Source organism: Ochrovirga pacifica (genome assembly GCF_000220525.1).
Taxonomy (GTDB): Bacteria; Bacteroidota; Bacteroidia; order Flavobacteriales; family Flavobacteriaceae; genus Ochrovirga; species Ochrovirga pacifica.
Map to the genome: position 1 here is coordinate 57950 of NZ_AFPK01000044.1, position 14825 is coordinate 72774.

The 14825-nt window shown below is 32.9% G+C and carries 17 protein-coding genes; 10 read left to right on the forward strand and 7 right to left on the reverse strand.

Annotation, left to right across the window (positions count from 1 at the left end):
* Window position 1: 1 nt before the first annotated feature.
* Together FS85_RS0109345 and FS85_RS0109350 are read left to right on the forward strand one after the other, a co-directional pair.
* Entirely contained in the window at window positions 2-502 is a 501-nt protein-coding gene (locus tag FS85_RS0109345) for a hypothetical protein (RefSeq protein WP_010135965.1), read from the forward strand.
* 4 nt (window positions 503-506) lie between these two features.
* Window positions 507-1436, forward strand: a complete 930-nt coding sequence (locus FS85_RS0109350; RefSeq protein ID WP_010135966.1) for an SGNH/GDSL hydrolase family protein — start codon at window positions 507-509, stop codon at window positions 1434-1436.
* Here FS85_RS0109350 and FS85_RS0109355 read toward each other — a convergent pair whose 3' ends face one another.
* Complete coding sequence (locus FS85_RS0109355; RefSeq protein WP_010135967.1) at window positions 1437-1859, reverse strand: secondary thiamine-phosphate synthase enzyme YjbQ; 423 nt, start codon at window positions 1857-1859, stop codon at window positions 1437-1439.
* 190 nt (window positions 1860-2049) lie between these two features.
* On the opposite strand from FS85_RS0109355, the gene FS85_RS15435 reads away from it, so the two are divergent.
* From FS85_RS15435 to FS85_RS0109400, 8 genes are all read left to right on the forward strand, one after another.
* Window positions 2050-4047, forward strand: a complete 1998-nt coding sequence (locus FS85_RS15435; protein ID WP_010135969.1) for a bifunctional metallophosphatase/5'-nucleotidase — start codon at window positions 2050-2052, stop codon at window positions 4045-4047.
* Between the two features lie 172 nt (window positions 4048-4219).
* The gene (locus FS85_RS0109370) at window positions 4220-4657 is read left to right on the forward strand and encodes an Hsp20/alpha crystallin family protein (protein WP_010135971.1); all 438 of its coding nucleotides are present in this window, start codon (window positions 4220-4222) and stop codon (window positions 4655-4657) included.
* Between the two features lie 56 nt (window positions 4658-4713).
* Window positions 4714-4914, forward strand: a complete 201-nt coding sequence (locus tag FS85_RS15440; protein ID WP_010135973.1) for a hypothetical protein — start codon at window positions 4714-4716, stop codon at window positions 4912-4914.
* Window positions 4915-5007: 93 nt separating this feature from the next.
* On the forward strand, window positions 5008-5910 hold the full coding sequence (locus FS85_RS0109380) for a histone deacetylase family protein (protein WP_010135974.1): 903 nt from the start codon (window positions 5008-5010) through the stop codon (window positions 5908-5910).
* Window positions 5911-6008: 98 nt separating this feature from the next.
* Entirely contained in the window at window positions 6009-6188 is a 180-nt protein-coding gene (locus FS85_RS0109385; protein ID WP_029489376.1) for a hypothetical protein, read from the forward strand.
* Between the two features lie 57 nt (window positions 6189-6245).
* Window positions 6246-6632 carry a hypothetical protein gene (locus FS85_RS0109390; RefSeq protein WP_010135975.1) on the forward strand — a complete coding sequence of 129 codons (387 nt, stop codon included), beginning with the start codon at window positions 6246-6248 and terminating at the stop codon, window positions 6630-6632.
* Window positions 6633-6784: 152 nt separating this feature from the next.
* Entirely contained in the window at window positions 6785-7726 is a 942-nt protein-coding gene (locus FS85_RS0109395; RefSeq protein ID WP_029489377.1) for a hypothetical protein, read from the forward strand.
* A 75-nt stretch (window positions 7727-7801) separates the two neighbouring features.
* Entirely contained in the window at window positions 7802-8239 is a 438-nt protein-coding gene (locus FS85_RS0109400) for a TlpA family protein disulfide reductase (protein ID WP_010135977.1), read from the forward strand.
* 193 nt (window positions 8240-8432) lie between these two features.
* On the opposite strand, the gene dnaK is transcribed toward FS85_RS0109400, so the two are convergent.
* The 6 genes from dnaK to FS85_RS0109430 form a co-directional block, all read right to left on the reverse strand.
* Window positions 8433-10337 carry a molecular chaperone DnaK gene (gene dnaK, locus FS85_RS0109405; RefSeq protein WP_010135979.1) on the reverse strand — a complete coding sequence of 635 codons (1905 nt, stop codon included), beginning with the start codon at window positions 10335-10337 and terminating at the stop codon, window positions 8433-8435.
* 140 nt (window positions 10338-10477) lie between these two features.
* Window positions 10478-11152 (reverse strand): hypothetical protein, encoded by a 675-nt coding sequence (locus tag FS85_RS0109410; RefSeq protein WP_010135981.1) that lies wholly within the window; start codon window positions 11150-11152, stop codon window positions 10478-10480.
* A gap of 281 nt (window positions 11153-11433) precedes the next feature.
* On the reverse strand, window positions 11434-12357 hold the full coding sequence (locus FS85_RS0109415) for a hypothetical protein (protein WP_010135982.1): 924 nt from the start codon (window positions 12355-12357) through the stop codon (window positions 11434-11436).
* 24 nt (window positions 12358-12381) lie between these two features.
* Window positions 12382-13140, reverse strand: coding sequence for a peroxide stress protein YaaA (yaaA, locus tag FS85_RS0109420; RefSeq protein WP_010135983.1), 759 nt, complete (start codon window positions 13138-13140; stop codon window positions 12382-12384).
* A 31-nt stretch (window positions 13141-13171) separates the two neighbouring features.
* The gene (locus tag FS85_RS0109425; protein WP_010135984.1) at window positions 13172-14185 is read right to left on the reverse strand and encodes an RluA family pseudouridine synthase; all 1014 of its coding nucleotides are present in this window, start codon (window positions 14183-14185) and stop codon (window positions 13172-13174) included.
* Window positions 14186-14202: 17 nt separating this feature from the next.
* Entirely contained in the window at window positions 14203-14799 is a 597-nt protein-coding gene (locus FS85_RS0109430) for a PASTA domain-containing protein (RefSeq protein ID WP_010135985.1), read from the reverse strand.
* Window positions 14800-14825 lie beyond the last annotated feature (26 nt).

The following is a 14825-nucleotide window of genomic DNA, read 5'->3' on the forward strand; positions in this document are numbered from 1 at the left end:
CATGCTTAAACATTTTATTTTCTTTTTAACTATTGTTGGATTTCTTAATAGTAATGCACAAAAACAAAACATTACACTACATGCTATTAGTGATTTTAAGCAAGTATCGCAAAAAAATCACGTTTCGTTTTACGTACACAAATACAAAAAAGCTTTGGCTATTAATGCAGGAAAACACAAAGGGAAATTTGCAATAGCACAAGCTACCAAAACAATTGCTAAAGGAACCTATCAAGTAACGATAACCACCTTAGGAGAAATTGATGGGGAATCTACCTATAGATTGTTTGTTAACGACCAACAGGTTGCGGAACAACAAAACCAACCAACTGAAAAAGATTACCAACCACAAACATTAAACTTTGGTACAATAAAAATTCCTAAAAAAGCTACAATTAAAATAGCTTTTAACAGCCATACCAATGGAAAAATTCCAGAAGGTAACGGAACCGCTTTTTCTAGAGGTAGATGGACACAATTGACATTAACACCTTTAGACTAACTTTATGAAGTATTTTTATACACTACTACTTTGTCTTTGTAGCTTAATTTGTTGTGCACAAACACAGTACAAAATTCCCAATCATGCAAAACGTATTCTTTTTTTAGGAAATAGCATAAGTTACCAAGGACATTATATTACTTACATAGAAACAGTTTTATCTTTAGAAAACCCTAACGGTTCAGAAAAAACATTTATTAACGTGGGCTTGCCTAGCGAAACAGTATCTCAGCTATCAGAGCCTAATCATGCACAAGGTGCCTTTCCTCGACCTAAATTGCAAGAACGTTTGGGTAGAATATTAGACAAAACAAAACCTGATTTTGTGATTGCTTGTTATGGTATCAATGATGGAATTTACATGCCTTTTGATTCTGATAGATTTAAAGCCTATCAAAAAGGAATGCTTTGGCTAAACAACGAACTCATCAAAAAAAAATTACCTGTATTATACCTTACTCCATCTCCTTACGATAAAATGTCAGACCCAGCATACAGCAATGTTATTGATTTGTATTCTAATTGGCTAATGAGTTTGTCTTTTACTAAAAACTGGAATGTGATTGATGTTCATGAAGGAATGAAAAATGAATTGCTAAATCATCGAAAAACCAAACCCAACTTTACCTTTACTCGTGATGGAATTCATCCAACACCTCATGGACACTGGGTTATGGCGAAGCAAATACTAGCTGGTTTAGGCCTACAGCATATGTTACAATACACTACTTTTGCACAAGCGTTACAAAACTATCAACATGGTGAGGCTGTTTATAAACTTATTAACCAAAGGCAGCAATTAATGAAAGATGCATGGCTAACATATACAGGCCATAAAAGACCACAAATGAAAAAGGGAATTCCCATAGCACAAGCTAAAGAACAGCACTTTATCATTCAACAAAAAATTAATAATTTACTAAAAGCTCAATAATTACAAACCAAAAGCAGTAATAACCACAGACCTAGCACCTCCATAGTTTCTATGCTCTCCTAAATAAATACCTTGCCAAATTCCTAAATTTAGTTTTCCGTTGGTAATAGGAATGGTCACAGAACAACCTAACATAGATGCTTTTAAGTGTGCTGGCATATCATCGCTACCCTCATAATTGTGTTTGTAATAAGGCATATTTTCAGGTATCATTTTATCAATGTGTGTTTCAAAATCATATCGTACTGTTGGATCTGCATTTTCATTAATGGTTAAACTAGCCGATGTATGTTTAATAAACACTTGTAACTGACCTTTGATAATAGTGCTTAATTCTGGCATCGCAGAAATAACCTCTTCTGTTATAAGATGATATCCTCTTTTTCTAGCTTTTAATTTTATTTCTTTTTGATGAAATTTCATAAGAATACTAAAATTTTGTAAGTTCTATTTTTCTACATAGATACGTGTTTCTTTTGATTAAATTTTAAGTAACCTAAAGTTTATAAAACATAAAAATTAGCCTCTACTTTTAAGTTTCAATAACGTTATTGTAATACACCTAGTAATTAGAGCGAAGTAAATTAGCACATTATTAAACTTAATAAACATCATGAAAAAAATAGTATGTGCAATCGCTGTTATCTTTTCTTTGTATAGCTGCGATGATGAAATTAGAGAAGTTGAAAAAATCGTAGAAGTTGAAGTAGATGCTTCTGTACAAGCCAAATTAGAAAATAGCGATTTTGTTCTTCAGTTATTACACTATGCAGATGTAGACGGTGACGAGGAAATTGCATTAAACAGTATCAATCAATTTGCAACTTTAGTAAAACACTTTCAAAACGATGCTTTGTTTGGAGAAAACACCTTAACAGTAAACTCTGGAGATATCATTATTCCTGGTCCTCGTTACAACACCGCAGAAGAAAGTGTAATTAGAGCAATGACAGGTAGTGATGAGCCAGGACATATTGATATTGCTTTTGCAAACGCTTTTGGTGTAGATGCAGCTGTAGTAGGAAATCACGAATTAGATCAAGGGCCTGGAGAATTGGCAGATGCTATTTCTTCTGAATCTAGAAACGGAGTTACTTTTTCGGGTTCTAAATTTCCATATTTAGCAACTAACGTAGACTTTTCTGGAGAATCTGATTTTACAGTAGGAATTGACGGAGCGGAAACAAACACCCTAGGTGCTCAGGTAGCAAAATACGCTATTAAAACAATAAAAGGACAAAAAATAGGTATTGTTGGAGCTTGTTCTCCTACTTTTCCTAGAATTACCTCTGTAGGAAATTTAGCTTTTACACCTGGTCTAAACTTTACCAACGAGCAATTGGCTGCCGAAATTCAAATATCAGTAAACGCTTTAAAAGCACAAGGGGTAAATAAAATAGTATTGCTAGCACACATGCAACAAATTTCTGTAGAAAAAGCTTTGGCAAAATTGTTAACTGATGTAGATATTATTGTTGCTGGTGGTTCTAACACTAGAATGGGTGATGATAACGACGTTTTGTTTCAAACAGATACAGCTTTTGATGAAGTATATCCATACACAACCACCAACACAAACGACGAGCCTGTGTTAGTGGTAAATGTAGATGGAGATTACAAATACTTAGGAAGATTGGTTGTTGGTTTTGATGCAAATGGTGTTATTGACTTAGAAACACTAAGCACTGTGTACAATGGTGTTTACCCATCAAACAATAATGGTGTTGCAGATCTTGAAGATGCTGTTAGTGATTTGATAGACAAACAATTTTCGAATGTGATTGGGTATTCAAATGTCTTTTTAGATGGAAGAAGAGAGCAAGTAAGAACGCAAGAAACCAACTTAGGGAATATGTCTGCTGATGCAAACTTGTGGTATGCGAACCTACTATCTAACGAAACGGTAGATATTTCTATTAAAAATGGAGGTGGAATAAGAGCTGCTATGGGACAAATTGTGGTTGCTCCTGATGGAACAACCACATTATTACCATCGGCAGACAAAACTATTTCTGAAGGACACCTTAGAGCTGCTTTTAAATTTGACAACGGATTGGTGAGACTTACAGTAACCGCAACAGAATTAAAAGACATTTTTGAACATGGAGTGGCCGCTACAGCAGATGGAGCTACACCAGGACAGTTTCCACAAATTAGTGGTTTAAAGATTGAATACGATGCTAGTCAATCAGCAAGAACAACAAAAGGTACTGGTAACAGAATACAAAAATTAATTGTAACTGGAGCAGATGGAACTAAGAATGATGTTGTGGTGCAAAATGGAACCATCCAAGGAGATGCAAATAGAACTTACAACATCGTAACTCTTAACTTTTTAGCAGGTGGTGGTGATGAGTATCCTTTTACCGAACTTTCTAACCCTAATAGAATCAACTTTTACTCTGGAACAGGTTATGGAGAAGATACCGATTATCCTGATGGAGTTCTAAGCAATGACCCTAATTTAAATGATGACTTTAGTTATACAGGAGGTGAACAAGATGCTATTGCCGAATACATGTTGGCCAAACATGCAACTGAAGCTACAGCGTTTAATGAAGAAGAAACTACTGCAGAAAACGACTCAAGAATTGTTCGTTTAGATGATTAAAAAATAATTTCTATTTTTCTTAAAAAGCTACTCATACCGAGTAGCTTTTTTGTTACTGAACACTTACTGTCTGACAATTTTTCATTTTCACAAGACATTTTTTCACTCCATTTTAACAGGCACATCCTTTGTATAGTGATTAAAAAAATGTTTCACCAAAAAAAATTATGTTATGTCTGTAGTAAAATTTTCAAACACATACCCTAGTTTGTTGGATCGTTTTTTTCCGTACGACATATGGACTCAACACACAAAAAACACCAACAAAAACAATGCTTACGAGCCTTTGGTAAATGTATATCAAACAGAAAAAGGCTATGCAATAGAACTGATTGTGCCTGGTTATAGAAAAGAAGATATACAAATAGAGGTACAAGAAAATTTATTGAGTATTTCTTCTAAAAAACTGCCCCAAGAACAATTACAACCTGAAAAAAAATACACTTATAGAGAATTTTATTATCAGGATTTTAAAAGAAGTTTTAGCTTAACAGAAGAACTTAATACCGATGGAATTTCTGCAAAATACGAAGAAGGAATTCTAACAGTATCCATTCCTAAAAAAGAAGCTTTACCTTCTAAACCTGTACAATTGATAACAATTGAATAAGCAATTTGCTTGAGTTTTTATTTGATTTTTTATGTGTCTTTTAACCTTTTTACGCTATGATAGAATTACAAAAACATGTATTAAACCAAGTTTATCCAAACAAAGAGTTATTTATGAAAGAGTTGATGAAATCTAAAAAGTGGTTGCAGCCTCATGAAATTTCTGAATTAAAGAATTGGTTGCTTCAGCGTAAATTTCATCAACATCAACAGATTGTAGAAGCTGTTTTAGACAATTCTTATCAGTTGGCTTCTTAAAAACTATTGAACTACCATTTCTAAAGATTTAGGAATGGTAGTTTTTTACAAGCTAAAAAGTAACTTTGTACCTACTATTCAAACTTTAATCTTTTGCTAAAAATTGCTTATCACCCTTGCTACGAACATCCGCTTAAAAAAGGACATCGTTTTCCTATGGAAAAATACGATTTGATACCTAAGCAGCTTATGTACGAGGGAACTTGCGATTTTGAGAATTTCTTTAAGCCACTAAAAGCTAATTTTTGCGACTTGATAGAAGCCCATACCGAGGCTTATGTAAATCGTCTCCTCAATTTACAATTAACCAAAGAGGAAATTCGACAATCGGGTTTTCCTTTAAGCAAACAAATCGTAGATAGAGAACTCATCATCACCCAAGGAACTATTGATTGTTCTTATTATGCTTTAGAATATGGTATTGCTATGAACGTTGCTGGAGGCACGCATCATGCATATAGCAATCGTCCTGATCCTTTTTGTTATCTAAACGATCAAGCTGTTGGAGCTACATATCTACTCAAAAATCGGCTTGCTAAAAAAGTTTTGATTGTAGACCTGGATGTACACCAAGGAAACGGAACGGCTGAAATCTTTAGAAACACTCCAGAGGTTTTTACTTTTTCCATGCACGGGAAACACAATTATCCTTTTGAAAAGGAAATCTCTGATTTAGACATAGGCTTAGAGAACAATTGTACAGATGATGAATATTTATCAACCTTAAAACAAGTGTTACCTAAACTCCTAAAAGAACAACAACCTGATTTCGTTTTTTATCAATCAGGTGTAGACATTTTAGCTTCCGATAAACTAGGTAAACTAGCTTGTTCTATTGAAGGTTGTAAAGATCGAGATCAATTTGTATTGGAAACCTTTTTTGAGCTAAATATTCCTGTAGTTTGTTGCATGGGAGGAGGATATTCTAAAGAACTAAGGACTATTGTAGAAGCGCATTGTAATACGTTTAGAATTGCTAATGAATTAGTTAACTAATTTTTATTACACTTATTTTTTTTAAGACAGCTACTATAAATCCCTTTTTTTTATTATTCTTGTTAAGAATACTCTATTCAACATAAAAAAATTGCATAATGAAAAAAATTCTATTAGTCTTTGCATTTGCATTGGTTGGTCATGTTTTACATGCTCAAAAAATTATTAAAAATCCTGAATTTAGTGCTACTACTGCCACTAATGTAAAAATTAAAAAAATTGAACTTTATGATACTATAACCAAAATAGATTTTGAAGTAAAATATTATCCAAAATGATGGATTCGTGTATCTTCTAACGAAACATACATTCAAAACAGCAAAGGAGGTAAAAAGTTGTTTGTTACCAATGCAAAGGGAATTGAACTCAATCAAAAACATTGGACTCCAGAAAGTGGACTAAATACATACACACTGTACTTTCCTGCTTTAGATAAAAATACTAAAACTATAGATTTTCTAGAAGAAAGTTGGAAAATATACGATATCAATTTATCCGAAAATAAAAAAACCTCACTAATTCCTGAAGAAATTAAAGGTAATTGGCTAAAAACAAATGGTAGTAACGAATGGTTAATAAGCCTACTTAATGATGTTGTTATTTATAAAAATAAGGTTTGGAAAAAAATAGCTATCCAAAGAAAAAGAGGCAAATATGAATTGATTTTACATGACAATAATCAACAAGAAAAAATAACTATTAAAAAAAAGACAAGATTGTAGTACAAAATTCGCTTAAAGAAAAGTTTCTATTAAGTAAGTCAAAAACTTTTAATAAAAGATATCATAACCCTAATGATAAAGAATACAAAACTCCAATCTTTAAATCAGAAACCGCTATTTACAAAGGGTTTATTAAGGGATATCATCCTAAAATGAGGAAAACAGGAATGGTTTATGCAAATAACATCATTACTCATAAGCAAAATTCACACTTAATTGCTATAGAACCAGATGGAAGCTTTTCTTGTCAAATTCCGTTAATCCATCCACAAGATGTTTTGGTTAGGATTTTAAAAATAAACAAGAGTGTTTACTTAGAGCCTGGGGAAACAACTTTTGAGTTCATAGATTTCTCGAAATATGCAACTCCCCGTAAATTTAGAAAAAAACAAGAACAAAAATCTTTGTTTATGGGAGGGGTTGCAAAAATTAACTCTGACTTGCTAGCTATGGATAGCATATCTTATTTTGACTATTACAAAATACAAAAAAAAATTCTTAATATGACAGGTGATACTTACAAAGCGTATTGTCTTGAAATTATGAATAAAGAGAATAAAGTTTTAGAAAATTTTACTCAAAACAATCAAGTAAGTAAAAAAGCACTTCAAATTAAAAAAATGCAAATTCAATACAATGCATACACTAATATACTGAGTTTTAACAGATATAGAAATCAAGCCTATTGTAAAAAACATAAAATCCCTAGAAACCAAAGAGAGATTCCTTTAAAAGAAAAAATATTTAAACCTACGTTTTATGACTTTATTAAAAACAACCCTAATATTAAGAAACCTATTTCGGTAGTTTCTGGAAACGCTTACAATAGATTAATTAATAAACTACGCTTTTCTAAAAGTATTCGTAGATATTCAATTGAAAAAAAACAACATGAGGTCGTTGTATTTGATTCTATTACTAAAAAAAATAAAACTATTAATGCATCTGTTCTAAAAGACTTAGTAACTGGCAAAATATTAAATTTTAAAACTTTTGACGATTTTCAAAAATTCATTTCTGATAATTTTAAAAACTGTTATAATTTACAAGATGATTTTGCTACAGAAATTATGTTTGCCCAATCTAAATTTTAACTGAATAGCAATGAATTAGAAGCTTTTAACGACAAAACAAAAGCCGAAATCAAACAAAAAATCTCTCATCCTTTTTTGGTAAAATGGATATTTGACTATGATAATAAAAAAGTGGGGAAAATTAAGAAAACGATAGAAGCTAATAAAAATAAATCGGGATACACCGTTAATGAAACCCCTAAGAATACAGGCAACAAACTATTTGAAACCACAATGAAAAAATACAAAGGTAAAATTGTTTTTGTTGATTTTTGGGCTACTTGGTGTGGACCTTGTCGTAATGGGATCAAAAAAATGAAGACTTTAAAAAACAAACTCAAAGATAAAAACATTCAATTTGTATATATTACCAATCAAAGTTCACCAAAAAAAATGTGGGATATGATGGTACCTGATATTAAAGGAGATCATTACCGTGTGAATAAAGACGAATGGAATTATCTATCCTCAAAATTTAAATATTACTGGTATTCCACACTACGTACTAGTAGACCAGGAAGGAAATGTTGCTGATAAAAAAATTTATTTTAATTCCTCCAACAAACAACTCAATGCTCTTTTTGATAAATACTTACAATAAACCCTGATTTACCAAAACTCAACCTATTATTTTACATATATACTTTTCTCTTTAATTATATAAAAAACCCGTTTCTAATAAATTAGAAACGGGTTTTTAGGTATCAAAAAACTAGTGTTTTATTTCTTACTTCACCTCTTCAAAATCTACATCTTCTACAGAATCTTCAGAGTTGTCTTTGTTTGGTTGTGCCTGTTGTGCTCCGGCATCTGCTCCTCCTTGGTTTGCCTGAGCAGCCGCTTGGAATTCTGCAGCAGCTCCTTGCAAAGCAGTGTTCAACTTCTCAATTGCAGGATCAATACCTTCTACATTTTTAGCAGCATGAGCAGCTTTCAGTTCAGTTAAAGCATCGTCGATTGGCTTTTTCTTGTCTTCTGGTAATTTTCCTTCTACTTCTTTCAATTGTTTTTCTGTTTGGAAAATCATTTGATCAGCAGTGTTCAATTTTTCAGCTGTTTCTTTTGCTTTTTTATCAGCATCAGCGTTTGCCTCTGCATCGGCTTTCATTTTAGCAATTTCTTCTTCTGATAATCCTGAAGAAGCTTCAATCTTAATTTCTTGAGATTTATTAGTTGCTTTATCTACTGCCGATACTTTGATGATTCCATTGGCATCAATATCAAAAGTTACTTCAATTTGAGGTACTCCTCTTTGTGCTGGCGGAATGTCAGTTAATTGGAAACGTCCAATGGTTTTGTTATCCGCAGCCATAGCTCTTTCTCCTTGTAGCACGTGGATATCAACAGAAGGTTGGTTGTCTACAGCTGTAGAGAATACTTGTGACTTTTTAGTAGGAATTGTAGTATTTGCTTCAATTAACTTAGTAAATACATTCCCCATAGTCTCAATACCTAATGACAAAGGTGTAACGTCTAATAACAATACATCTTTTACATCTCCAGCTAAAACTCCACCCTGAATAGCAGCTCCAATGGCAACTACCTCATCTGGGTTTACTCCTTTGTTTGGTTCTTTTCCAAAGAATTTTTTAACTTCTTCTTGAATTACAGGAATACGAGTAGATCCTCCTACTAAAATAACCTCATCAATATCAGAAGTGTCTAAATCTGCATCAGCTAATGCTTTTTTCACTGGTTCCATAGAACGAACTACCAATTCAGCAGCCAATTGCTCAAACTTAGCTCTAGTTAATGTTTTTACCAAGTGCTTAGGTCCAGAAGCCGTTGCAGTTACGTAAGGTAAATTGATTTCTGTTTGTGCAGAAGAAGACAATTCTATCTTCGCTTTTTCAGCTGCTTCTCTTAAACGTTGCAAAGCCATAGGGTCTTTACGTAAATCTACTTGCTCTTCAGCATTAAACTCATCTGCCAACCAGTCTATAATTACTTCATCAAAGTTATCTCCTCCTAAGTGGGTATCTCCGTTTGTTGATAATACTTCAAATACACCGTCTCCAATTTCTAAGATAGAGATATCAAAAGTACCTCCTCCTAAATCGTACACAGCAATTTTTTGATCGCTACCTTTTTTATCAATACCATAAGCTAATGCAGCAGCTGTTGGCTCATTAATAATACGTTGTACTTTTAAACCTGCAATTTCTCCAGCCTCTTTAGTAGCCTGACGTTGTGCATCGTTAAAGTAAGCCGGTACCGTAATTACAGCTTCCGTAACATCTTGTCCTAAGTAGTCTTCTGCTGTTTTTTTCATTTTCTGCAAAGTCATCGCAGAAATTTCTTGTGGCGTATACAAACGACCATCAATATCAATACGTGGTGTATCGTTGTCTCCTTTTACTACTTTATAAGGCACTCTTCCTGCTTCTGTTGCAGACTCAGAGTACTTGTTCCCCATAAAACGTTTTACAGAATAAATAGTTTTTGTTGGGTTGGTTACCGCTTGTCTTTTTGCCGGGTCTCCAATTTTACGTTCTCCTCCTTCTACAAATGCTACAATAGATGGAGTGGTTCTTTTTCCTTCTGCGTTAGGAATTACCACTGGATCGTTTCCTTCCATTACAGAAACACATGAGTTGGTAGTCCCTAAGTCAATTCCAATAATCTTACTCATAATGATTTATTATTTAATAAAGTTGTTGATTCAATTTTACAGTTTCAATTAGTCAATATGTATGCCATGAAAATTGAGTTCGCAAATTGTCAGAAGTAAGTGACAAGCTGTCAGAAAAAACAAGAAAAGTTTTACTTGTCTTATAAATTGTAATAGAAGTCTCGAAGCTGCTTCTCTTTTATATGCTGAATTCTTATGGTTTCCTTTTTATTTTCTAATTCCAACAATTGATGAAAACCTGAGTTCAGCGAACAGTAATTTAATTCTAATCCAACATCATGTTTGACAAGCATTGCATGATTGGATGCATCCTTAACAGCAATTTCTTTATTTAAAGGTGTCAAGTGATATTTATTAAATAATACTTTTAAAATATGTTGCTTGGATGTTTTTTTTACTACTGAAAACTTAGCGGTGATTAAGAAAAGATTCTTTTTAAAAAAATGAAAATCAACCCTTACATTCTGCTTACCAAAAGTTTGTTTGTAGTAGAATATATTTACATCTGTTCCTTTATGAAGATTAACGATGGCATTGGGCAAACCTAGAGCTTTTAAAACTTCCCTTTTTGTACTTTCTAATTTGATTCCTAAAAAAGATATAGGTGTAGGTGTTGACTGATAATTGTTTTGTAAAAAATCGGCAACAATATGGTTGTAAGATTTTACATCTGTAAAGGTTTCTTTTAAGTCTTTTTTATGTTTGTTTGTTGGGTAATAGTATGCTCCTGGTATAAAATTACCTGGTAAAATGCTACTGCCAAAAAGTATATTTTTGACTCGTAACTTGGGTCTTTTTTGAAAGAAATGCAGCATACTAGGGGTGAATTAGGGTATCATTTCTTAATCATAGATTAGTACCTAAGTACTACAGCTAAAATATACGTATTTCTACGTTAATACTATGACAAACCTCATGTTTAAAATTGATTAAAATCAACCCGAACAACAGTGTTGATTTTAATCAACTCAGTGTTAAAACTATTTATAAACGTATTCATGATGGTGGTGGTTATTTAATAATATTTCTTTTAAAAAAAATCCGCATTGCAGTAGTAAGTTGCAATGCGGATTGTGAGATGTTAAAATTAAGTCTCTTATTCTATAAACTCAATGATTTTGTTTTCAACAGCTAAGCCGTCTTTAGATACTACTTCTTTTTCTTCAATAGTGTAAGTTGTCCATCCAGTTCCTTCATGAATTACAGATGAAATATAAGTAGTATTTGTTAATTTTGGAAAGTCTATTAAGGTTGGAAACAAACTTTGAGCCTCTTTAGGCATATTAGACTTGATAAAATCGTAGGTTACTTTGGTTAACTGCTCACTATCGATCTCAGTTATTGATCTTAAAACAATGGTCCCTTCTTCTTTATCTATTTCATCCAAACTTACACTTAATTGTGCATCAAAAGAAGAACCTCCTAGTGAGTTAGATACCTTAGTAGCTCCTTGATACTTTTTATTTAGCTCATAACTCCCTCCATGAAAATGATAAAATTGTTGTGCATCTTTCATTAAATTGTTCCTTATTCCTTCTTTACTAGCAAAAATAGTTTTTACTTTTTGCAAGGCATTTTTCATAATCTCATTCTCCTTCTCAATCTCTTCTAAAGAACTTATTTGTTGTAAAACAGTGTCTCTTACGGCCTCCCAGTTTACAATATCTAAAACACCTCCTAATTCATTGGTTTTAAACTTTACTAACAAATTATTATTTAACCTATTTATCTTTTGATAAACTGGGTTGTCTGAAGTAATAAGACAGTTGGTGTACAACCAATCTACGGTATAACCTGTGGCAGTTGAATCTTTTACCGTAATTTTTAAATCACAAGTTGATTGGAACGTATATACGGTATCTTTTTCTTTGACTGTAAATTTTTCTTGAGAAACTTTAAACATATGACTTTCGTTCAAGTTCCAATATCCTACAACCTGAGCTACTGTATCGTTTAAAATTTGTCCATAAAAGTTTGTAGATACTCCTATTAAAAGTATCACTAGTGCAATTTTTTTCATTCTTTTCCTTTTTCTTATTAAATGCTATCTTGTAAAAATCAATTCTGTATCTGTAGATAAATTGGCATCAAATGCGTAACCTTCATAATTAAAACCTTTTAGCCCTTCTAAGTCTTGTACATTGTGATCTACAATATAACGTACCATCAATCCTCTGGCTTTTTTGGCATAAAAAGAGATAATTTTTAACTTGCCATCTTTATACTCTTTAAAATTGGGAGTTATTACAGGTACTTTTAACAGTTTTGGCTTTACAGCTTTAAAATATTCATTGCTTGCTAGGTTGATAAACAATTCGTTTTCTTCTAGTTCATCGTTAAGTTTTTGAGTAATTTCATCTCCCCAAAACTCATACAAATTGCTATGTTTTCCAATATTTAACTTGGTTCCCATCTCTAGTCGATACGGTTGCATTAAATCCAATGGTTTTAAGATTCCATACTGACCAGATAAAATCCTTAATGTTTGTTGTAAATTTTCAATTTGTTGGGGTTCTAGATTATAAGCATCTAAACCAGCGTACACATCTCCGTTAAAGGCAAACACTGCTTGTCTAGCATTGTCTTTAGTAAAAGGTAAGCTCCACTCCTGATTGCGTTGCCAATTCAATTCGCTTAACTTGTCAGATATATTCATTAAGCCTGATAAATCTTTAGGAGATTTCTTTTTCAACTCTTTATTTAGTTTTTCTGCTTGCTCTAAAAACACTCCTTGTGTAAAGGTCTTTGTGGGAAGTTTAGTGTCAAAATCTAGAGATTTTGCTGGAGAAACAACAATTTTCATTTTTTTATTTTATTAGATGACTATCCTTTATTTAACTATTCGTTAGCGTATACCCTCTCCACTTTTCCAAAACTGCTATTAAATCTTGCGGCACTCCACAATCAAATCGTAAAAATTCGCCCGTGGTAGGATGTTCAAATCCTAGGGTTTTGGCATGCAATGCTTGTCTAGGGATTAACTTAAAACAATTGTCAACAAACTGTTTGTATTTGGTATAAGTAGTTCCTTTTAAAACAGTATTTCCTCCATAGCGTTCATCATTAAACAAGGTATGACCTATGTGTTTAAAATGTGCTCTAATTTGATGTGTTCTTCCTGTTTCTAACTCACACTGCACCAAAGTAACATAAGTAAAACGTTCTAACACCTTAAAATGTGTTACTGCAGGTTTTCCATGCTCTCCATCAGTAAATACATCTTGCATTAACCTGTTTTTTAAGTGCCTTCCTATGTGCCCTTCTATGGTTCCTTCATCTTCTTCTATATTTCCCCACACCAAGGCATAATACAAACGTTCTGATGTTTTGTCTTTAAACTGTTGTGATAAATGTGCCAAAGCATGTTCTGTTTTTGCAATAACCAACAAACCACTAGTATCTTTATCAATTCTATGAACCAAACCGGGACGTCCGTCGGCGTTTTCAGGTAAGTTTTTAAAATGATGCATTAATGCATTGACCAAAGTTCCTGTGTAATTTCCATGTCCTGGATGTACTACCATTCCCGCAGGTTTGTTTACCACAATTACGGCATCGTCTTCGTGTACAATGTCTAGGGGAATATTTTCAGGTAAAATTTCTGTTTCTCTGGGTGCATACTCAAACACAACACGCACTACATCTCCTGCTTTTACCTTGTGGTTGGCTTTTACCACTTCGTCATTTACCAATACATTGCCATCTTTTACAGCCTGTTGCACCTTGTTACGAGTAACATTCATTATAAAGTTCATCAAAAACTTATCAACTCGTAAGGGTTGCTGTCCTTGTTCTGCAACAAATCTATAATGTTCAAAATTTTCCGCTGCCTCCTCTAAATCATCCATTTCTTAATCTTTAATATCTATTCTACTTCTGCGGTTTGGGGTATGCTGTCTGTGCTTGGAATTACGCTATCCATTCCATTACCTATTACAATATCTATAACAGACATTTTGGGTAGTTTGTCTCCTTTTGCCAAATCTTGTCCTTTGTACTTTAACCCTCTTACTACTGTTCCAATATCTTCTATTTCCTCATACGTACCTATTACAAAACCACTATTTACAATAATTTGTTCTATCTCTTTTTGTGTTTTTCCATAAAATTCGGGAATGGAGGTTACCGCATATCCTTCCGGATTTGTTGTGATGTAAATTTTTCTCTTTTCTTTTACTACCTGTCCCGCTTCTGGCACTTGTTCTAACACCGCTCCTTTGGGAATTTCTGGTTGATAAGATCCTGTTTCTATAACCTCATAGCGTAGCTTTAAATCTTCTAAAACTACTTTTACCTCATCTGTAGTTAAACCTCTTAGTTCTGGTACCAAAATTTTTTGTGCTTGATTGGTATACGACTGTAAAAAATGTCCTACTCCATAGGCCAATCCAACTGTTAAAGCCAATATAATCACTAAATTGATCCAAAAAACTTTACTTCCTAAAAAACGCAATAAGTTCATTCTAACCTTTTTTGCAAAGATATAAA